Annotated in this window: 15 protein-coding genes and 1 riboswitch; of the genes, 4 read left to right on the top strand and 11 right to left on the bottom strand. The window is 57.3% G+C overall.

Annotated features, from left to right (window positions below):
• Nucleotides 1-33: 33 nt before the first annotated feature.
• Nucleotides 34-2,940: an RNA polymerase-associated protein RapA gene (rapA, locus tag K6R05_RS15695; protein WP_222924574.1), complete on the bottom strand. Its 2,907-nt coding sequence runs from the start codon at nucleotides 2,938-2,940 to the stop codon at nucleotides 34-36.
• Nucleotides 2,941-3,092: 152 nt separating this feature from the next.
• A complete protein-coding gene (polB, locus tag K6R05_RS15690; RefSeq protein ID WP_161731741.1) occupies nucleotides 3,093-5,453 on the bottom strand; it encodes a DNA polymerase II in 2,361 nt (786 codons plus the stop codon).
• Nucleotides 5,454-5,622: 169 nt separating this feature from the next.
• On the opposite strand from polB, the gene K6R05_RS15685 reads away from it, so the two are divergent.
• Nucleotides 5,623-6,387 carry a DedA family protein gene (locus K6R05_RS15685; protein WP_161731654.1) on the top strand — a complete coding sequence of 255 codons (765 nt, stop codon included), beginning with the start codon at nucleotides 5,623-5,625 and terminating at the stop codon, nucleotides 6,385-6,387.
• A 3-nt stretch (nucleotides 6,388-6,390) separates the two neighbouring features.
• Here the strand turns inward: K6R05_RS15685 and thiQ are convergent, their stop codons facing one another.
• The 4 genes from thiQ to sgrR form a co-directional block, all read right to left on the bottom strand.
• Nucleotides 6,391-7,092 carry a thiamine ABC transporter ATP-binding protein ThiQ gene (gene thiQ, locus K6R05_RS15680; RefSeq protein ID WP_161731652.1) on the bottom strand — a complete coding sequence of 234 codons (702 nt, stop codon included), beginning with the start codon at nucleotides 7,090-7,092 and terminating at the stop codon, nucleotides 6,391-6,393.
• Entirely contained in the window at nucleotides 7,076-8,686 is a 1,611-nt protein-coding gene (gene thiP / locus K6R05_RS15675) for a thiamine/thiamine pyrophosphate ABC transporter permease ThiP (protein WP_161731650.1), read from the bottom strand. Before thiP ends, thiQ begins: the two co-directional genes overlap by 17 nt.
• Entirely contained in the window at nucleotides 8,662-9,648 is a 987-nt protein-coding gene (gene thiB, locus K6R05_RS15670; protein ID WP_161731648.1) for a thiamine ABC transporter substrate binding subunit, read from the bottom strand. Before thiB ends, thiP begins: the two co-directional genes overlap by 25 nt.
• Before the next feature lie 46 nt (nucleotides 9,649-9,694).
• Nucleotides 9,695-9,797, bottom strand: a riboswitch (TPP riboswitch).
• 35 nt (nucleotides 9,798-9,832) lie between these two features.
• Complete coding sequence (gene sgrR / locus K6R05_RS15665; protein ID WP_222924572.1) at nucleotides 9,833-11,494, bottom strand: HTH-type transcriptional regulator SgrR; 1,662 nt, start codon at nucleotides 11,492-11,494, stop codon at nucleotides 9,833-9,835.
• A gap of 253 nt (nucleotides 11,495-11,747) precedes the next feature.
• Here sgrR and K6R05_RS15660 point away from each other — a divergent pair, with 253 nt between their 5' ends.
• On the top strand, nucleotides 11,748-12,926 hold the full coding sequence (locus K6R05_RS15660; RefSeq protein ID WP_150010845.1) for an MFS transporter: 1,179 nt from the start codon (nucleotides 11,748-11,750) through the stop codon (nucleotides 12,924-12,926).
• Nucleotides 12,927-13,195: 269 nt separating this feature from the next.
• Here K6R05_RS15660 and leuD read toward each other — a convergent pair whose 3' ends face one another.
• From leuD to leuL, 5 genes are all read right to left on the bottom strand, one after another.
• Nucleotides 13,196-13,801, bottom strand: coding sequence for a 3-isopropylmalate dehydratase small subunit (leuD, locus tag K6R05_RS15655; protein ID WP_222924571.1), 606 nt, complete (start codon nucleotides 13,799-13,801; stop codon nucleotides 13,196-13,198).
• A 3-nt stretch (nucleotides 13,802-13,804) separates the two neighbouring features.
• The gene (leuC, locus tag K6R05_RS15650; RefSeq protein WP_161731640.1) at nucleotides 13,805-15,211 is read right to left on the bottom strand and encodes a 3-isopropylmalate dehydratase large subunit; all 1,407 of its coding nucleotides are present in this window, start codon (nucleotides 15,209-15,211) and stop codon (nucleotides 13,805-13,807) included.
• A gap of 4 nt (nucleotides 15,212-15,215) precedes the next feature.
• Nucleotides 15,216-16,307, bottom strand: a complete 1,092-nt coding sequence (leuB, locus tag K6R05_RS15645) for a 3-isopropylmalate dehydrogenase (RefSeq protein ID WP_098051507.1) — start codon at nucleotides 16,305-16,307, stop codon at nucleotides 15,216-15,218.
• A 2-nt stretch (nucleotides 16,308-16,309) separates the two neighbouring features.
• Nucleotides 16,310-17,872, bottom strand: a complete 1,563-nt coding sequence (gene leuA / locus K6R05_RS15640; RefSeq protein ID WP_161731638.1) for a 2-isopropylmalate synthase — start codon at nucleotides 17,870-17,872, stop codon at nucleotides 16,310-16,312.
• Between the two features lie 89 nt (nucleotides 17,873-17,961).
• Entirely contained in the window at nucleotides 17,962-18,045 is an 84-nt protein-coding gene (leuL, locus tag K6R05_RS22405; protein WP_099257765.1) for a leu operon leader peptide, read from the bottom strand.
• Nucleotides 18,046-18,775: 730 nt separating this feature from the next.
• Here leuL and ilvI point away from each other — a divergent pair.
• Together ilvI and ilvN are read left to right on the top strand one after the other, a co-directional pair.
• Nucleotides 18,776-20,500 (top strand): acetolactate synthase 3 large subunit, encoded by a 1,725-nt coding sequence (gene ilvI / locus K6R05_RS15630; RefSeq protein ID WP_222924569.1) that lies wholly within the window; start codon nucleotides 18,776-18,778, stop codon nucleotides 20,498-20,500.
• Nucleotides 20,501-20,502: 2 nt separating this feature from the next.
• Complete coding sequence (gene ilvN / locus K6R05_RS15625; protein WP_009092152.1) at nucleotides 20,503-20,994, top strand: acetolactate synthase small subunit; 492 nt, start codon at nucleotides 20,503-20,505, stop codon at nucleotides 20,992-20,994.
• The last annotated feature ends 184 nt before the right edge of the window (nucleotides 20,995-21,178 follow it).

Raw genomic sequence — 21,178 nt, 5'->3', positions numbered from 1 at the left:
TTTCCAAAAATAAGGGGCCAGTGGCCCCTGAGCTTACTGGTGTGTCACCACAATCAGGCGCAGCGCGTCGAGACGCCAGTTAGCCTGATCGAGACTTTCCAGCACCTGTTCGCGATTGCTTTCCAGTGCCTCGACTTCATCGTCGCGGATGTTCGGGTTGACGGCTTTCAGCGCGTTAAGACGCGAAAGCTCGGCACCCAGCTTCTCGTTCGCTTCAGCACGTGCCGCATCGATCACCGCGCGCGCTTCGCTGACCACACTCTCTTCGGCCTGCGTCAGAATCGCATGCACATCCTGCTGCACCGCATTCACCAGTTTACTGGCGGTATGACGGTTAACGGCATTCAGCTGACGGTTAAAGCTTTCGAACTCCACTTTTCCCGCCAGGTTGGTGCCTTTGGTATCCATCAGCAGACGGATTGGCGTCGGTGGCAGGAAACGGGTCAGTTGCAGATGCTTCGGTGCCTGCGCTTCAACGACATAGATCAGCTCAACCAGCAGGGTCCCCACCGGCAGCGCCTTGTTCTTAAGTAGTGACAGTGCGCTGCTGCCGGTATCGCCTGACAGGATCAGATCCAGTCCGTTACGAATCAGCGGGTGTTCCCAGGTAATAAACTGGGTATCCTCGCGCGACAGCGCCTGATCGCGGTTAAAGGTGATGGTGCAGCCATCTTCCGGCAAACCAGGGAAATCAGGCACCAGCATGTGGTCGGAAGGGGTCAGCACAATCAGATTATCGCTGCGATCTTCCTGATTGATGCCGACGATATCAAAGAGGTTGAGCGCGAAGTTCACCAGGCCGGTGTCGTTATCCTGCTCGCTGATGGCATTGGCCAGCAACTGCGCCGATTCACCCCCGTTAGAGTTCAGCTCCAGCAGGCGATCACGACCCTGTTCCAGCTGCGATTTCAGCGCGTCGTGCTGTTTACGGCAGTCAGTGATAAACGCATCGAAGCCTTCATTGTTTTCCGGCGCGGCCAGATAGCCGATCAGCTGTGAATGAACGCTGTCATAGATGGTGCGGCCGGTCGGGCAGGTGTGTTCAAACGCGTCCAGCCCTTCGTGATACCAGCGCAGCAGCACCGCCTGTGCGGTCTGCTCCAGCCACGGTACCAGAACCTGAATGTCGTGCGCCTGACCGATACGATCCAGACGACCGATACGCTGTTCCAGCAGGTCCGGGTTAAACGGCAGGTCGAACATCACCAGACGGCTGGCAAACTGGAAGTTGCGGCCCTCTGAACCGATCTCAGAGCAAAGCAGCACCTGAGCGCCGTTCTCTTCTGAGGCAAACCAGGCCGCGGCGCGGTCGCGCTCAATGATCGACAGCCCCTCGTGGAACACCGCGGCGCGGATACCTTCGCGCTCGCGCAGTACCTGCTCCAGCTGCAGCGCGGTGGCCGCTTTGGCACAGATCACCAGCACCTTCTCTTTACGGTTAGTGGTGAGATAGCCCATCAGCCATTCCACGCGCGGATCGAAGTTCCACCAGGTGCCGCTGTCACCTTCAAATTCCTGATAAATCTGTTCCGGGTAGAGCAGGTCACGCGCCCGCTCTTCTGCGCTTTTGCGCGCGCCCATGATGCCGGAAACTTTAATCGCCGTCTGATACTGCGCTGGCAGCGGCAGGCGGATCTGATGCAGTTCGCGTTTCGGGAAGCCTTTAACTCCATTACGGGTGTTTCGGAACAGTACGCGACTGGTGCCGTGGCGGTCCATCAGCATGGATATCAGCTCCTGACGCGCTTCCAGCTTGCCGTCACGATCGCTGTTGGCGACCTGTAGCAGCGGCTCAATGTCCTGCTCGCCGACCAGATCGTTGATTCGGTTCATCTCCTCCTGGGAGATTGCCTTGTCTGCCAGCAGTGCTGTGACAGCATCGGCAATCGGGCGGAAATGCTGCTGCTCTTCAACAAAGGCGGCAAAGTCATGGAAACGGTCCGGGTCGAGCAGGCGCAGACGGGCGAAGTGGCTCTCCATACCCAGCTGTTCTGGTGTTGCAGTCAGCAGCAGAACGCCAGCAGTTTTCTCCGCCAGCTTTTCGATAACCTGATATTCGCGGCTTGGCTCGCCTTCTGACCAGGCCAGATGGTGCGCTTCATCCACCACCAGCAGATCCCATTCGGCATCGGCCAGCATCTCAAGGCGCTGTTTGTTACGGCGCACAAAGTCCAGCGAGCAGATAATCAGCTGCTCCGTTTCAAACGGGTTGTCACTGTCGTGCTGCGCTTCGGTATAGCGATCGTCATCAAACAGCGCAAAGCGCAGGTTGAAGCGGCGCAGCATTTCGACCAGCCACTGGTGCTGTAAGGTTTCAGGCACCACGATCAGGACACGCTCAGCACGACCCGCCAGCAGCTGCTGCTGGATGATCATCCCGGCTTCAATGGTTTTACCCAGGCCAACTTCATCGGCCAGCAGCACGCGCGGCGCATGGCGGCGACCCACATCATGGGCGATATGCAACTGGTGAGGGATCAGGTTGGTGCGCATACCGCGTAAGCCGCTGATAGGCAGACGATATTGCTCGCTCTGGTATTTACGGGCGCGGAAGCGGAGGGCGAAACGATCCATCCGGTCAAGCTGGCCGGCAAACAGGCGATCCTGCGGCTTACTGAACACCAGCTTGCTGTCGAGCATGACTTCGCGCAGCATCACGTCGCTTTCTTCGGTGTCCAGCCGGGTACCGATATAGGTCATCAGGTCATTTTCGTTGCGTACTTCATCGACGCGCATCTGCCAGCCTTCGTGACTGGTGATGGTATCACCCGGATTAAAGATGACGCGGGTAACCGGCGAATCGTTGCGGGCGTAGAGGCGGTTTTCCCCCGTGGCCGGAAACAGCAGGGTAATCATGCGGGTATCGATCGCCACCACGGTGCCCAGTCCCAGCTCACTTTCCGTATCACTAATCCAGCGCTGACCTAATGTAAAAACCATATTTTTTTGCTCAAATTTTAACGTTTTTAGAGGTGTTCCCAAAGCTCAGGCAATAGCGCTACCGCCAGACAAACGAGATCTGGAGCGGGAGTAAGAGCGGTGAGTTTCAGGAAGGGCGCTATGGTACTGGATGGCAGGGCGTTCGTCACCTGTCAAAAAAGCCCCAGTTGCCCTGTAATCAGTGTAGCAAAATCCCCTTCAACAAAGGGCAGAATCCCCTCTGCGATCGGCTGAAGTTGCTTCGTCACGTAGTGGTCATAGTCCAGTGGCGTGCGGCGCGCTTCCAGTGGTTCCGGACCTGCCGTCGCCATAACGTAACGAATACGGCCTCCCTTCTGGTACTGCAATGGCCGGTTTAATTTACGATTCTGCTCATCGGCCAGCCGGGCGGCACGCACATGCGGGGGCACGTTTCGTTCATATTCATTCAGCGGCCGCCGCAGACGCTTTTTGTAGATCAGCTGATCGTCGAGTTCACCGGCCAGCAACTGCGCTACGGTCGTGCGGATGTAGTCCTGCCACGGCTCACGGTGAAAAATGCGATGGTAGAGCTGCTGCTGAAACTGTTTGGCCAGCGGCGTCCAGTCGGTTCGTACCGATTCCAGCCCCTTGAAGACCATGCGCTCACCGGCAGCGTCACGAATCAGTCCGGCGTAGCGTTTCTTGCTGCCCTGTTCCGCGCCGCGAATGGTTGGCATCAGGAAGCGGCAGAAGTGGCTTTCATACTCCAGTTCCAGTGCGCTGGTCAGCCCCTGGGTTTGCTGCAGGTGGGCTCGCCACCAGGCATTCACTTTCTGCACCAGCTGCTGACCAATCGCGGCGGCCTGCTCTTCGCTGTGGGCGGACTTCAGCCAGACAAACGTGGAGTCGGTGTCGCCATAGATAACGTCGTAGCCTTCCGCCTCAATCAGTGCGCGGGTCTGCTGCATGATGGCGTGACCGCGCAGGGTAATTGAGGAGGCGAGACGCGGATCAAAGAAGCGGCAGGCGCTGGTGCCCAGCACGCCGTAAAAGGCATTCATGATGATCTTCAGTGCCTGAGACAGCGGCTGGTTGTTCTGCTTTTTCGCCGCTTCACGACCCAGCCAGATCTGCTCAACAATCGCGGGCAGACAGTGGGTATGCCGTGAAAAACGCGCTTCGCGGAAACCTTCGACTGAATCGGCATCATCAGGATGGGCCAGTCCCTCTACCAGACCCACCGGGTCGATCAGGAAGGTGCGGATAATCGACGGATAGAGGCTTTTGTAATCCAGCACCAGCACCGAGTCATACAGGCCGGGGCGCGAATCCATCACATAGCCGCCCGGACTCGCTTCCGGGGCGACATCACCCATGTTCGGGGCGACAAATCCGGCGCGATGCATCCGCGGAATATAAAGATGACCAAAGGCCGCCACCGAACCGCCGTGGCGATCGACCGCAAGGCCATTCACCGCCGCGCGTTCCAGCAGAAACGGCATAATCGCGGTTTTGTGAAAAATGCGCGTCACCAGCTCGCAGTCTTTCAGGTTATAGCGTGCCAGCGCCGGTTTATCGTTGGCAAAGCGCCAGTTGATCTCCTCCATTCGCTGCCAGGGATTATCAATCGCTTTCCCTTCACCCAGCAGCTGTTGCGACACCGACTCCAGGCTGAACGACGGGAAATCCCAGAACGCCGATTTCAGTGCGTCGATGCCATCGATAATTAACCGACCGCTGGCCTGAGCGAAAAAAACGCCGGGCTTGAAGCCATGTTCACGCCACTCCAGCGCGGCCTGCTGGCGGCCAAGACGCAACGGAATACCATAGCGATCGGCATGCTTTTGCAGCACCCGCAGGTCAAACTGCACCACGTTCCAGCCAATCAACACGTCCGGGTCATGCTCTGCAAACCACTGGTTCAGTGCTTCAAGCAGTTGCGGGCGGCTGTCGAGATAGATCAGCTCAAAATCCAGCATGCTGGCATCACCGTTTGGCGGGCCGAGCATAAAGACCTGGCGCTGACCGCACCCCTCCAGCCCGATGCAGTAAAGCTCGCCGTGCTGCGTGGTTTCAATGTCCAGCGAGACCCATTTCAGCGGCGGGCGATAGTCGGGATGAGGTTTGAGCCGCGCATTAATCATGCTGTCGCCGTGCTGCTCGCCGTCAAACCAGACCGGGGCGGTAATAAAACGCTCCATCAGGTAGCGCTCCGGCGGACGGATATCCGCCTCATAGACCGGAATGCCCTGTTCACGCAGCCGTTTTTCGATGCGCTGTAGCTGACGATTCTGCGGGCAATAGAGACCAAAAACCGGACGGCGGCGGAAATCTTTCAGCGCTAGCGACTGAATCCGAAACTGACGTTCATCTTTAAGTAATTCGCTGACCTGCGCCTGAAATTCTTCAGGAATAAACGCGACAGACTCCTGCACCGGCAGCACCACGCGCTGCGCGCCGGCATCGGTGGCAAGCCAGAGGATAATTTCGCTGCCATGCGGGCTGTCGCGCCAGTGGCGGGTGAGCAGAAAACCTGCGCGGGGCATATTCAGATGGTCTCCGGACTCAGCAATTCAGGGGTGAGAAAACCGCTTAAGTATACCATGGATATTTATACAGTTCCCGTTACTGAGTTTTGTCAACATTGTCCTACAATTCTTGCCTTGACGCTGTGTGGCTGGCTCTGGACAATCCAGCCTTCTGCTTTTACTAAGGATGATTATGGAAGCCTGGATTCAACAACTGATTACGCAGTCTCTGGAGTGGGCGCTGTTTGCCGTTGCGCTGGTGACATTTCTGGAGTCGCTGGCGCTGGTCGGGCTGTTGCTGCCAGGTACGGTAATGATGGCCAGTCTGGGCGCGCTGGTCGGCAGTGGCGAACTTGGCCTTTACCCTGCCTGGGCTGCGGGCTTTGCCGGCTGTCTGATTGGTGATTGGGTCTCTTACGGCATCGGCTGGAAATTCCAGGGGCCGCTGCATCGCTGGAAGTATCTGCAAAAATATAAAGGCCTGCTGGATAAAACCGAGCACGCCCTGCATCAGCACAGCATGTTTACGATTCTGGTCGGTCGATTTGTAGGCCCTACGCGTCCGCTGATCCCACTGGCGGCCGGTATGCTGGAGCTGCCGGTGCGTAAATTTCTGCCGCCAAACATTATTGGCTGCATTCTCTGGCCGCCGCTCTATCTGCTGCCCGGTATTCTGGCGGGGGTAGCGATCGATGTGCCCAAAGCCGCGCAGGGGAGCAGCTTTAAATGGCTGTTACTCGGCGCAGCACTGCTGATCTGGCTGGGTGGCTGGTTATGCTGGCGCTGGTGGCGCAGCGGCAAGAGCCGCGACTGGGCCACGGCCTGGCTGCCGCCTGAGCGTTTGCGCTGGGCAGGACCGCTGGGTCTGGTGGTCGCCGTCTCGGCGTTCGTCGGCATTCAGTTCCATCCGATGATGCCGGTTTTCCGGCATCTGCTGTGGCAGGTTTTCTTCGCCTGATGCTTAACGATGCGGGATACCGAGTACCTCGGCCTCCCGCGTCTCGCCCGACAGCAGCTGTCGGGTTTCGCCATCCCAGTACACCCGTCCATCCACAATCACCACGCTGCGCGGCGCAATCTGCTGGGCATCTTCCAGACTGTGCGACACCATCAGCAGCGTGATGCTGCGCGCTTCACACACCGAACGTACCAGTTGCAGCATCTCTCCGCGCAGCGCCGGGTCCAGCGCAGAAAAAGGCTCATCCAGCAGTAATACCGGACGATCACGCAACAGGCAGCGTGCCAGCGCCACGCGCTGTCGCTGTCCGCCCGACAGTTCGCCCGGCAGACGGGTAAGCAGATCGCCTAATCCCACCTGATCGGCCAGCGCAGCCAATTGCTGACGCTGCTCAGTGCTGAGTTTTAATCCCGGATGCAGCCCCAGCGCCATATTCTGCTGCACGCTGAGGTGCGGAAACAGGTTGTTCTCCTGAAACAGCATCGACACGGGCCGTCTGGCCGGCACGCTGTGGGTGTGCTCCTGGCCGTCAATCATCAGGGTGCCCTGTTTCACCGGCAGGAAACCGGCAATCAGGCTCAGCAGCGTGCTTTTACCGGCCCCGCTGGGGCCGAGGATCGCGATGCGCTCGCCGCGAGTGGCGTTGAGACTAAAGCGCATCGGCAGATGCTGATAAAGGTACGTGAGGTTATTCAGTGTCAGCATGGCGGTCTGGTAATTTTTCCATCAGGGTGAACAGCAACAAACAGAGCAGCAGCAGCAGCAGGGCAGTGACCGCGCCATCTGCGCCGCGATAGGCGCCGATCTGCTGATAAAGGTAGAACGGCAGCGTGCGGAAGTCGGCGCTGCCAAACAGCGCCACCACGCCAAAATCACCAATCGACAGCACGCAGGCAAAGGCCAGTGCCTGAGCCAGCGGACGCTTCAGCGCCCGCAGCTCAATCAGCCGCAGCCGGTTCCAGCCGTGGATATCCAGAGAATCGCAGAGTCTGCCATAGCGCTCTGCGACATCCCGCATCGGGTTTTCCAGCACTTTCAGCGCATAGGGAATGGCGATCAGCGCATTGGTAAAGATCACCAGCCCGTCGGCCGACTCGGGCAGGCCGATGGTGGCGTTGAACAACAGGAAAAAGCCGGTGGCGAGCACGATGCCTGGCATCGCCAGAATCAGCATGCCGCTGGTGTCGATAAGGGTTGCCGCCGCCGGGCGCTGACGCAGGCGCAGCTCGCGGCTGCTCCACAGCAGCATCATGGTCAGCACCACACAGAGCAGACCGGCGCCGGTGGCGATGCGCAATGAAGTCAACGTGGCCTGCCACAGTGCAGGCTGTGCCAGCGCGCCTCGCACTCCGCCGTGCAGACCATCGACGATGACCGCCGCCAGTGGAGGCAGCAGCAGGATCAGCGCCAGCAGGATCAGCAGCGCATCAACCAGCTGCGCCCAGCGCGAATCCTGCGGATCGCGCCAGCCGTTCAACTGACTGGTTCCGGCGGGAATCGCCTTGCTGAAGCGCTGGCTGAGCAGCACCAGCGTTACGCAGCAGCCAAGCTGGATCAGCGCCAGCAGTGCAGCGCGTCCGGGATCGTAGTCATAACTCAGCGCCTGGAATATCGCCAGCTCAATGGTCGTCGCCTGCGGGCCGCCGCCCAGCGAGAGCACGGTAGCAAAGCTGGCGAAACAGAGCATGAAGATCAGCGCGCCGGTCGGCAGCAGCTGACGCCGCAGCCATGGCCACTCCAGCAGACGAAAATGGTGCCAGCCGCGCAGGTCGAGCTGTGCCGCCAGCTGACGCTGTTCCGCCGGAATGCTCTCGAGCGCCTGCAGCATCAGGCGGGTCGCCAGCGGCAGGTTAAAGAAGACGTGCGCCAGCAAAATGCCCGATAAACCGTAGGGAGAGAAGTGGTAATCGATCCCTGCCAGCTGGCACAGCTGCGCCAGCCAGCCATTGCTACCGTAGACGGTTAGCAGCCCAAATACCGCCACCAGTACTGGCAGCACCAGCGTCATGGCGCACAAGCGCAGCAGCAGCTGGCGGCCTGGGAAACGACGTCGATAGAGCGCCCGCGCCAGCGGCACCGCAGGCAGCAGCGACAGCAGGGCGGAGAGCAGCGCCTGAGCAAACGAGAATGCGATAACGTGATGCAGATAGTCATCCTGCAGCACGCCGCGTAAGTCCGTGTCCGGCGCGGCGCGCCAGAGTGCACCGAAGGCCAGAAACGCCACAAGTGTCAGTAATGCTGTGGCGAGGGAACCGGGAATCAGCCAGCGCGGCATCAGCGGCTGACGGCGCGTTGCCACTGGCTAATCCAGCCCGAGCGCTGGCTGGCAACCTCTTCCGGCGAGAACTGCAGGGCGGTGGAAGGCACGTCGAGCGCCGCGAAACCGGCAGGCAGCGGCGTGTCGATCACCGGGTACATCCAGTTGCCGGTGGGTATGGTGCGCTGGAAGTCAGGCGAGACCATAAACTTCATGAACTGCTGCGCCAGCGCTGGCTGTTTGCTGCTGGCTAACTGCGCGGCAACTTCAACCTGCAGATAGTGGCCCTCTGCAAACGGCGCGGCGGCATAGTTCTCTTTCTTCTCTTCGATGATGTGGTAAGCCGGAGAGGTGGTGTAGCTCAGCACCAGATCACCTTCGCCCTTGAGGAACAGGCCATAGGCTTCACTCCAGCCTTTGGTGACCGTCACTGTCTTCTGTGCCAGCTTTTGCCATGCCTGCGGTGCCTGATCGCCATAGACTTTCTGCATCCACAGCAATAGACCTAATCCGGGCGTGCTGGTGCGGGGATCTTCGTAGATCACGCGCCACTTCTCCGGGCTGTCGACCAGCTCTTTCAGGCTTTTTGGCGGATTCTTCAGCCGGGTTTTGTCATAGACAAACGCGAAGTAGCCATAATCAAACGGCACGAAGGTGGTGTTGTGCCAGCCATCGGGCAGTTTCAATGTCGAGGTGTCGACCTGACTTTCGGCAAACAGGCCGGTTTTCTGCGCCGACTGCACCAGATTGTTATCCAGCCCCAGCACCACATCCGCTTTACTGTTTTTGCCTTCCATGCGCACGCGGTTCAGCAGCGAGACGCCATCTTCCAGCGTGACGAATTTCAGCTCGCAATTGCACTGGGCTTCAAAGGCTTTTTTAACCGCCGGGCCAGGGCCCCAGTCGGCGGAGAAGGCGTCGTAGGTGTAGACCGTGAGAACCGGCTTGGCCGCCAGAACGGGGGCGGAGAGTAACAGCAGCACCGGCAGAACTTTGTTTAACACTTTGCGCTCCTTCAGGAGAATAGGGGATGAGTCGCAAAGGATCTGAGCACAGAGGCCTCTCAAATCCCTACGTCGGTATTAACCGAATCAGGTTCGACGGGTCTCTCTCAGCTGCTTGCTTGTGGCAGGCCGCACCCCGTTGAGAACGTCACATTCTAGTCATTTCAGCGCCAGGGCGAAAGCGTCACAGCGCCGGTGGCGCGAACCAGGCCGATTTAAAATCAAACCAGCCCAGGGTATTCATCCGCACACCGCGCATGCTGCGCTGGCCTTCCAGCAGCAGCCAGTGGTGAAACAGCGGATGCAGACCGGCTTCTTCGACCAGCTGTTTGCTCCATTCGGCCAGCGGCAGTGTTTTTTCGCGCCAGCGGGCCGCATCGCCGTGCCAGTCGATCGGCAGACAGTGATGCAGTAGCGGAATCTCATAAAGCTGCGCGAACAGCGAATAATTCAGCGGCAGGGTGAAGTTCACGCTGCCCAGCCAGATATCACTTTCCGCGTCGCCCTGATACCAGCTTTCGTAGCTAATCTCACGGGTCTCCAGCGTGACGCCATGCGCTGCCAGCAGCGGACGCAGCGCATTAGCGATGCCTTCATGCTCCACGTGCTGGCTGTACCAGGTCAGCGTCAGGTGCGTTAAGCCAGGCGGTTTTTCCACTGGCATCAGGTCACGCCGGTGATGCCAGCGCGGCAGCAGGCCATACGCCGGAAACCAGTAACGCTGATAACCGACACCGGCATGATTGAGCAGGGCGATGGGGTTAAAGAGGTAACTGACCCAGCGGCGGACCGCCTCGTTGCGACCCTGCTCTGAACGCTGATCGAACAGCAGATAGTAGCAGCCCTCTTCAAGGCGGCTCTCCTCCTGAATCTCATCAATGCTGTCACCCTGCAGACGGACACCGGCATAGACCAGTTCATCGCTGATGTCGGGCAGTACCCAGATAGAGACATCATCAATCAGGGCGCGAAAACCGAAGTAGTCATCAAACGCTTCGATTTTCAGCTGGCTCTCCTGATTGCGTATCACCCGGTAAGGACCTGTGCCAACCGGCTGGCGGGCAAAATCACGCAGCGTCGGCCATTCGCGCGGCAGGATCATCGCACTGACGCTGCCCAGCAGCCAGGGCAAACCCTCGTCGGGCTGGCTTAAACGAATGTCCAGCGTCCAGGGGGCAGGTAAGTCAATCTGCTCTATATGGGAAAAGAGGGGATGGGTGCGCTGACGCTCCAGCGTGGCGAGCACATCCTCCATCTCCAGTTCTCTGCCGTGATGGAAGCGAATCGCCGGACGCACAAAGAAGCGCCAGTGAAGCGGAGAGGTCTGCTGCCAGTGGTGTGCAATATCAGGTTCAATTTCCCCGTTTTCCTCATTTATGCGCGTCAGGCCGTTGAAAATCTGTCGGGCAATATGCGTTTCCGAGCGCCGCAGCGCCGAACCGGGCAGCAGGTTAAGCAGCGGACGATAGTAGAGCACCCGCAGGATATGCTTGCCCTGCCGGAAACTGCGCCCCAGGTGTACCCCAATCATCTGCCGCACCTGATTCTTATCGCCCACTAACTGGACCAGTTGATCGATGCGATCCTGTTCCAGCAAATCCTCGGCACGCTGCTGTTGTAAAGCCAGTCCGGTATAGCAGAAGGAGAGCTGTGAACGCTTGCCGCGTCCGGCTTCCGCCTGCCAGATCAGCCAGCCCGCGGCCTGCATCCGGTTGAGCAGATTGCGCATATGGCGGCGCGAGCAGTGCAGCAGGTCAGCCAGTTCGCTGAGGGTAATCTCCTGCGTTTGCCCCTGGCAGCTCTGCCACAGGCGAATGAACTGCTGCTTCAGACGTGATGAGGACATAAAAGGGGAACTCCCGGTGAAAAGCGCTCTGTTTTTTCTGCCCCATTTTAAGAGCAAACTTTGCGCTATGGGAAGAGCGGGAGGCATTCAGCACTGAATGGCGTTCGACCCTCACTTCGCTGTTCAGTGGAGTGCTTTTCTGAGTAGGGTGCATTTACACCGCCAGCAGATGATCTCTGCTGGCTTTTTTCATGTTGCGCGGTATCGTCTACCCTTCTTTTTCCCCTCTGTTTGTTCTGAAAGGGATTTCGCTATGAAATCGCTGTTAACGCGGCAGCGCCGCATCAATCCGGTTTACCTCGCTTTTATGGTCGCCTCGTTCATGCTGGGCATCGCAGGCGCACTACAGGCACCAACACTTAGCCTGTTTCTGACGCGCGAGGTACAGGCGCGGCCCTTCTGGGTCGGGCTGTTTTTCACCATCAATGCGGTGGCCGGTATCGTGGTGAGTATGCTGGTGGCTAAGCGCTCAGACAGTGTTGGCGATCGTCGGCATATTATTCTTTTTTGTTGCCTGATGGCGCTGGTGAATGCGCTGCTGTTTGCCTTTACCCGCCATTATCTGACCCTGCTGACGCTGGGTGTGCTGCTGTCGGCGCTGGCCAGCGTCTCTATGCCTCAGCTGTTTGCGCTGGCGCGGGAGTATGCCGATCAGTCGGCGCGTGAAGCGGTGATGTTCAGTTCGGTGATGCGTGCCCAGCTGTCGCTGGCATGGGTAATCGGGCCACCGTTGTCGTTCGCGCTGGCGCTGAACTACGGTTTTGTGACGCTGTTTATGGTGGCTGCCGCGCTGTTTCTGATCTGTATCCTGCTGGTCTGGTTTACGCTGCCGTCTGTGCCACGCACGCAGCCGCTGATGCAAAGCGGCGGGCTGCCGATAAGCGGCTGGCGCGATCGGGATGTGCGGTTGCTGTTCATCGCTTCCGTCGTGATGTGGACCTGCAACACGATGTATATCATCGATATGCCGCTCTATATCAGTACAACGCTGGGACTGCCGGAGAAGCTGGCCGGTCTGCTGATGGGGACGGCGGCCGGGCTGGAGATTCCGGTGATGCTGCTGGCGGGACATTACGCGCGTCGCATCGGTAAGCGCAGGTTAATGCTGATTGCGGTGGCGGCTGGCGTCCTGTTTTATCTGGGGCTGGTGCTGTTCAACTCCCGCACCTCGCTGATGGTGTTGCAGCTGTTCAACGCGGTGTTTGTCGGAATTATTGCGGGTATCGGGATGCTGTGGTTCCAGGATCTGATGCCCGGGCGGCCCGGTGCGGCGACAACAATGTTTACTAACTCGATCTCGACCGGCATGATTCTGGCAGGGGTGATTCAGGGAACGCTGAGTGAGCGGCTGGGGCATGAGGCGGTTTACTGGCTGGCATTCGGGCTGGCGATTGTGGCGCTGGTGATGTCGGCGCGGGTGCGCGACGTATAAAAGAGAAAGGCGACAGGATGTCACTCCTGGATTTCTGACAAACTCCGATTCGAGGGAGTCTGACCGCAACAACACGCTTTACACGAAGGCAACACGGGCAGAGGAGGAAAGCGTCCCGCGCCATGGACGGCGCGGGACGAGCGGCCAGGGAAGGTTTAAGCGACTTTCCGATCTGACCGTGTTGCCTTCGCAGGCTCGATCTCATAGCGGGCCAGAACCGAGATTGCCTGCAACCTCAGGCGACGGGATGTCGCCCTGTTTTAACTCAATCAGCGCAGGAAAGCGGGCTGATTCTGCTCGTACTGAGAAATCGAGGCTTCGTGCTGCAGCGTCAGGCCGATACTGTCGAGGCCGTTAATCATGCAGTGGCGGCGGAAGCTGTCGAGCTCAAACGGATAGACTTTATCACCTGCGGTGACCGTCTGCGCTTCCAGATCAACCGTGAAGCTGATGCCCGGCTGGGCCGCAACCAGTCTGAACAGCTTATCCACTTCCTCTTCGCTTAATTTCACTGGCAGCAGCTGGTTGTTAAAGCTGTTGCCGTAAAAGATATCGGCGAAGCTCGGCGCAATCACCACGTGAAAACCGAAATCGGTCAGCGCCCAGGGGGCATGCTCACGTGATGAGCCGCAGCCAAAGTTCTCGCGTGCCAGCAGGATGCTGGTGCCTTTGAACGCCGGCTTGTTCAGCACAAAGCCGGGCGTTGGCACGGTGCCCGCGTCATCTTCAAAGCGCCAGTCGTGGAACAGGTGCTGACCGAAACCGGTACGGGTCACCTTCTGTAAAAACTGCTTGGGAATGATGGCATCCGTATCGACGTTCGCGGCGTCCAGCGGCGCAACAATGCCGGTGTGCTGAGTAAATTTATTCGCCATGACTTAAGCTCCTGTCGTCAGTTCACGGATGTCGGCAAAGTGGCCAGTCACGGCAGCCGCCGCGGCCATCGCCGGGCTGACCAGATGGGTACGTCCACCACGGCCCTGGCGACCTTCAAAGTTACGGTTGCTGGTAGATGCGCAACGCTCGCCCGGATTCAAACGGTCATTGTTCATCGCCAGGCACATTGAGCAGCCAGGCAGACGCCATTCAAAGCCCGCTTCCAGGAAGATTTTATCCAGACCTTCCGCTTCAGCCTGCGCTTTTACCGGGCCGGAACCTGGCACCACCATGGCGACCACGCCAGGCGCGACTTTGCGGCCTTTAGCGATGGCGGCGGCGGCACGCAGATCTTCAATACGCGAGTTGGTGCAGGAGCCGATAAAGACTTTATCAATCGCGACATCGGTCAGTCTGATGCCCGGCTGCAGGTTCATGTAGGCCAGCGCTTTTTCCGCGGAGGCACGCTCAACCGGATCGGCGAATGAGGCCGGGTTCGGGATCAGCTGATCAACGGCAATCACCTGACCCGGGTTGGTGCCCCAGGTGACCTGCGGTGCGATCTCTTCAGCATGCAGCGTCACTACCGCATCATACTTCGCGCCTTCATCAGATTTCAGGGTGCGCCAGTATTCAACGGCCTGCTCCCATTTCTCACCCTGGGGTGAGAACTGACGACCTTTCAGGTAGTTGAAGGTAGTGTCATCCGGTGCCACCAGGCCCGCTTTCGCGCCCATCTCAATCGCCATATTGCACAGGGTCATACGACCTTCCATGCTCAGCGCCTGAATAGCCGGGCCGCAGAATTCAACCACATAGCCGGTGCCGCCTGCGCTGCCGGTTTTGCCGATGATCGCCAACACGATATCTTTTGCTGTAATGCCGGTTGACGCCTGGCCCAGCACTTCAATCTTCATGGTTTTCGCGCGACCCTGTTTCAGGGTCTGAGTGGCAAACACATGCTCCACTTCAGAGGTGCCGATACCAAAGGCCAGCGAGCCGAACGCGCCGTGCGTCGCGGTGTGCGAGTCGCCGCAGACAATCGTCATGCCCGGCAGCGTCATGCCCTGCTCAGGGCCGATAACGTGGACGATGCCCTGGAATGGGTGATTCAGGTCATACAGCTGTACGCCAAATTCTTCGCAGTTCTTCATCAGCTCCTGCATCTGAATACGCGCCATCTCGCCCGACGCATTGATATCTTTGGTCTGCGTCGAAACGTTGTGATCCATGGTGGCGAAGGTTTTACCTGGCTGACGGACTTTGCGTCCGTGCGCACGCAGACCATCAAAGGCCTGTGGCGAGGTCACTTCATGAATCAGGTGACGATCGATGTAGAGTAACGGCGTTTCGTTCGGCGCTTCGTGGACGACATGTGCATCAAATAACTTCTGGTATAAGGTTTTCATTTTTTTATTTTTCCTCGGCGATAAAGCGGGCAATGATGCTGCCCATCTCATCTGTGCTGACTGCAGGGCCATCACCGGCTAAATCTTTGGTGCGGTAACCCTGTTCCAGCGCACGGCTGATGGCGCGTTCGATGCTGTCGGCAGCGGCATCGGCATTCAGGCTGTAACGCAGCAGCAGCGACAGCGACAGGATCTGAGCGACCGGGTTGGCAATATTCTGACCGGCGATGTCCGGGGCTGAACCACCCGCGGGTTCAAACAGGCCAAAGCCCGCTTCATTCAGGCTGGCGGACGGCAGCATACCCATTGAGCCGGTGATCATGGCGCACTCATCAGACAGAATGTCACCGAACAGGTTAGAGCAGAGCAGCACGTCAAACTGCGACGGGTCTTTGATCAGCTGCATAGTCGCGTTGTCGATATAGATGTGGCTCAGCTGCACGTCCGGGTACTCTTTTGCTACTTCGTTGACGATTTCACGCCACATGACTGAGGTCTGCAGCACGTTAGCTTTGTCAACCGAGGTGACTTTGTTACGACGTTTGCGCGCCGATTCAAACGCGATACGGGCGATGCGTTCAATTTCGAAACGGTGGTAGACCTCGGTATCAAAAGCACGCTCTTCCGGGCCGCTGCCTTCGCGTCCTTTAGGCTGACCAAAATAGATACCGCCGGTCAGTTCACGCACGCACAGAATGTCAAAGCCTTTGGCGGCAATGTCGGCGCGCAGTGGGCAGAAGGCTTCCAGTCCGCTGTAGAGCGCTGCCGGACGCAGGTTACTGAACAGCTTAAAATGCTTGCGCAGCGGCAGCAGCGCACCGCGTTCCGGCTGTGATGCCGGGGGTAAATGCTCCCACTTCGGACCGCCAACGGAGCCAAACAGGATCGCGTCGGCCTGCTCGCAGCCTGCAACAGTTGCGGGCGGCAGGGGTTCGCCGTGCTGATCGATAGCAATGCCGCCGACCGCATATTCCTGGGTGGTAATCTGCATATCAAAGCGCTGACGAATGGCATCCAGCACTTTCATTGCCTGGGCCATCACTTCCGGGCCGATACCGTCGCCGGGTAAAACTGCGATATGAGAAGAGGTGGACATGGTTATACGGTTTCCTTCTGATCTTTAAATTTGCGCTGCAATTCTTGTTCAACCTGACGGGCACGCCAGATATTGTTCAGAGCGTTGACCATCGCTTTCGCAGAGGACTCGACGATATCGGTCGCCAGACCAATACCGTGGAATTTACGGCCGTTGTAGCTCACAACGATATCCACCTGTCCCAGCGCGTTTTCGCCGTGGCCTTTCGCGGTCAGCTTGTAGTTAACCAGCTCAGCGTCAAACTGCGTGATGCGGTTAATCGCCTGATAGACCGCGTCAACCGGACCGTTACCGGTAGCGGCATCCGATTTAGCGACATCACCGCAGCCCAGATTTACAGAGGCGGTAGCAGTCATGCTGGAACCGGTCTGGACGTTAAATTCGTGCAGCTGGAAATGCTCCGGCTCTTCATTCTGTTTATTGATGAAGGCCAGCGCTTCCAGGTCGTAATCAAAGACCTGACCTTTTTTGTCGGCCAGCTTCAGGAAGGCGTCATACAGCGTATCCAGATTGTAATCCTGCTCGGCATAGCCCATCTCTTCCATACGATGTTTAACCGCCGCACGGCCTGAACGTGAGGTCAGGTTCAGCTGGATTTTGTGTAAGCCAATTGACTCTGGCGTCAGGATTTCATAGTTCTCGCGATTCTTCAGTACGCCATCCTGATGAATACCGGAGGAGTGGGCGAAGGCGTTGGAGCCGACCACCGCTTTGTTAGCCGGAATCGGCATGTTGCAGATCTGGCTGACCATCTGGCTGGTGCGATAGATTTCCTGATGATTGATAGTGGTGTGAACATTCATGATCTGCTGACGGGTTTTAATCGCCATGATCACCTCTTCCAGCGCACAGTTACCGGCACGTTCACCCAGGCCATTCATCGTGCCTTCAACCTGACGCGCGCCTGCCTGAACGGCAGCCAGTGCGTTACCGGTGGCCATCCCCAGGTCGTCGTGGGTGTGGACAGAGATAATCGCTTTGTCGATATTGGGAACGCGATTCATCAGCTCACTGATGATATGTGCGTACTCGCCTGGCAGGGTGTAGCCAACGGTATCCGGGATGTTGATGGTGGTCGCACCGGCGTTAATCGTCGCTTCAACCATCCGGCACAGGTCATCAATTGGCGTACGGCCGCCATCTTCACAGGAGAACTCAACGTCACTGGTGTAGTTACGTGCACGCTTCACCATATGCACCGCACGCTCAATCACTTCCGGCAGCGTACTGCGCAGTTTTGTAGCGATGTGCATGGGTGACGTCGCGATAAAGGTATGGATACGGAAGGCTTCGGCAACGCGCAGTGATTCGTACGCCGCGTCGATGTCTTTCTCCACACAACGCGCCAGCCCGCAGACCCGGCTATTTTTGATGGTGCGGGCAATGGTCTGTACTGATTCAAAGTCGCCTGGTGAAGAGACCGGGAAACCCACTTCCATCACATCCACGCCCATACGCTCCAGCGCTAAGGCAATCTGCAATTTTTCTTTCACACTCAGGCTGGCCTGTAATGCCTGCTCACCATCGCGCAGAGTGGTATCGAAAATAATGACTTGCTGGCTCATCGTATTCATCCTTTTGCTTTTTCGGGCCTGGCAACGAGCATAAAAAAACCCGCGACAGGCGCGGGTTTTTAACTTTCAGCAGGTTTGAATCAGTGTTTGATTCCGCCCACAAGTCTACCGCGCAAGCTGAGTGCGTTTAGTAGTAGACCGAGAAGGCGAACAGAACGAAACATGGATTCAAACCTTATAAAATGTTGTGCTGTACATATTGGTACTGGAATCGCTCAGGGATGTCAACCTTCAATGCAGGGGTATTATCCGGGACGATGAAGAAAGATATTCTGTTATTTAACGGTCCGGCAGCGTAATGAACAGCGCATCAGTTGCGGCGGAAGCGAACATTGTCAGAATGCACTCTTTTACGGGCTGGTTGATGATTTATTTAATTGAAAGTAAAAGGTTTTATTGGTCTTTTGTCCAGCGCCGTCACAGGATTTATCACCTGCCGGTTAGCATAATCGAATGCGCTTGCGTGATTTACTGGTTAATTACGCCAGAAAAGAAAAGTGTCAGGCGATTGTGGGCTATTGCAGGCGGTAATAAGTTTTCGTTATTTCTTATATCACGCTGAAAATAATTTCTTACTTAGCATTTTCGTCTGCGGTTCTGCGACGTAATTAGTTTAATCCGCGCAGCCAATTCTTATCAGGCAGAGCCTTTACGTCCCGGCCTTTTAATTTACGCGGGTTTGTGGTTTGCCTGCCCGGTTAACTGCGGTTATGGTAATTGACCTACTCTCATAACAATGAACTCAACAGATTTCTCTGTAACAGGACAGCGGCACATGTTTTCGCTGTCGTGCATAAACATAAGATTTTGATTGGCAAAGCAGGCACCAGGGCAACGTGTTACGCACCAACGGGCGTAGTAACCGGGCCGGGTCCTCAAGCCTGGAGGCAGAAGATGGAGATGTTGTCAGGAGCCGAAATGGTCGTCCGTTCGTTAATCGATCAGGGCGTTAAGCAGGTATTCGGTTATCCGGGTGGCGCAGTCCTGGATATCTATGATGCGCTGCAAACCGTCGGGGGTATCGATCATATTCTGGTGCGCCATGAGCAGGGCGCAGTGCATATGGCTGACGGCCTGGCACGCGCCACTGGCGAAGTCGGCGTGGTGCTGGTCACCTCAGGACCGGGTGCAACCAATGCGATTACCGGTATCGCTACCGCCTATATGGACTCGATTCCGCTGGTGATTCTGTCGGGTCAGGTTCCTTCGTCGCTGATTGGCTATGACGCCTTTCAGGAGTGCGACATGGTCGGCATCTCTCGTCCGGTGGTGAAGCACAGCTTCCTGGTGAAAAGCACCGAAGAGATCCCAACCGTGCTGAAAAAGGCGTTCTGGCTGGCCTCCAGCGGACGTCCGGGACCGGTGGTGATCGACCTGCCAAAAGATATTCTGAACCCGGCCAATAAACTGCCTTATCACTGGCCAGAGTCAGTGAGCATGCGCTCTTATAACCCGACTATTCAGGGTCACAAAGGGCAGATTAAGCGTGCGCTGACGACGCTGCTGGCTGCGAAAAAGCCGGTGATCTACGCGGGTGGCGGTGCCATTACCGCAGGCTGCGAAGCGGAACTGTTACAGCTGGCTGAGAGCCTGAATATTCCGGTAACGACCTCGCTGATGGGCCTGGGCGCGTTTCCGGGTACCCATCGTCAGTGCGTTGGTATGCTGGGTATGCACGGTACCTATGAAGCCAACATGACGATGCACAATACCGACCTGATTTTTGGTATTGGTGTTCGCTTCGATGACCGCACCACCAACAATCTGGCGAAATATTGTCCCAACGCCACGGTGATGCATATCGATATCGACCCGACCTCTATCTCCAAGACGGTATCGGCGGATGTCCCGATTGTGGGTGATGCAAAACAGGTGCTGCAGCAGATGCTGGAGTTGCTGGCGCAAAGCGACACTCCATCGCGCGCTGAGAGCCTGCACGAGTGGTGGCAGGCAATTGAGGGCTGGCGCAGTCGTCACTGTCTGGCGTTTGATCGCACCAGCGACAAAATCAAGCCGCAGGCCGTGATTGAAACTATCAGCCGTCTGACCAAAGGCGATGCGTACGTCACGTCGGATGTGGGACAGCATCAGATGTTTGCGGCGCTCTATTATCCTTTCGACAAACCGCGCCGCTGGATCAACTCTGGCGGTCTCGGCACCATGGGCTTCGGTCTGCCCGCAGCACTTGGCGTGAAGATGGCGCTGCCAGAAGAGACCGTCATCTGTGTAACGGGCGATGGCAGTATCCAGATGAACATTCAGGAGCTCTCTACCGCGCTGCAGTACGATCTGCCGGTGCTGGTGCTGAACCTGAATAACCGGGTGCTGGGCATGGTGAAGCAGTGGCAGGATATGATCTATTCCGGTCGTCACTCCCAGTCTTATATGGAATCGCTGCCTGACTTCGTGCGTCTGGCGGAAGCTTATGGACATGTCGGCATCGCGATTGAGCACCCGGCTGAGCTGGAAGAGAAGCTGACGCTGGCGCTGGAAACGCTGGCGAAAGGACGTCTGGTGTTTGTGGATGTCACCGTTGACGGTAGCGAGCACGTTTACCCGATGCAGATTCGCGGTGGCAGCATGGATGAGATGTGGTTAAGCAAAACGGAGAGGACATAATTATGCGTCGCATTTTATCAGTTCTGCTGGAGAACGAATCCGGCGCATTATCCCGTGTCGTCGGTCTGTTTTCGCAGCGCGGCTATAACATTGAAAGCCTGACCGTGGCACCGACCGACGATCCGACACTGTCGCGGATGACCATTCAGACAGTGGGCGATCAGAAGGTGCTGGAGCAGATTGAAAAGCAGCTGCACAAGCTGGTGGATGTGTTGCGTGTCACCGAACTGGGGCAGGGCGCCTATGTTGAGCGCGAAATCATGCTGGTGAAGATTCAGGCCAGCGGTTATGGCCGTGAAGAGGTGAAGCGTAACGCCGAGATCTTCCGCGGTCAGATTATCGACGTGACGCCGACGCTGTACACGGTTCAGCTGGCAGGCACCAGTGACAAACTGGACGCCTTCCTGAATAGCGTTCGCGAGGTTGCCGAAATTGTTGAAGTGGCACGCTCCGGTATCGTGGGCGTTTCACGTGGCGATCGCATCATGCGTTAATCACGCTGCGTCACCATCGATCCTCACCTAACCCGGCGAAATGCCGGGTTTTTTTATTTTTTATGCGCCAGGCGGGTTACATTCAGAAAAGCGGTTGCTCCGCGCACTTTTCTGCTGTTAGATGATAGTCATAAGTTATCCATAGCTTAACTGCGGCTATTTTTGCCGTTAAAGCGGATTTGAT

This window comes from Pantoea alfalfae (assembly GCF_019880205.1).
GTDB lineage: Bacteria > Pseudomonadota > Gammaproteobacteria > Enterobacterales > Enterobacteriaceae > Pantoea > Pantoea alfalfae.
The sequence above is the reverse complement of the archived record's forward strand: the minus strand, read 5'-3'. Positions and strand labels throughout refer to the sequence as shown.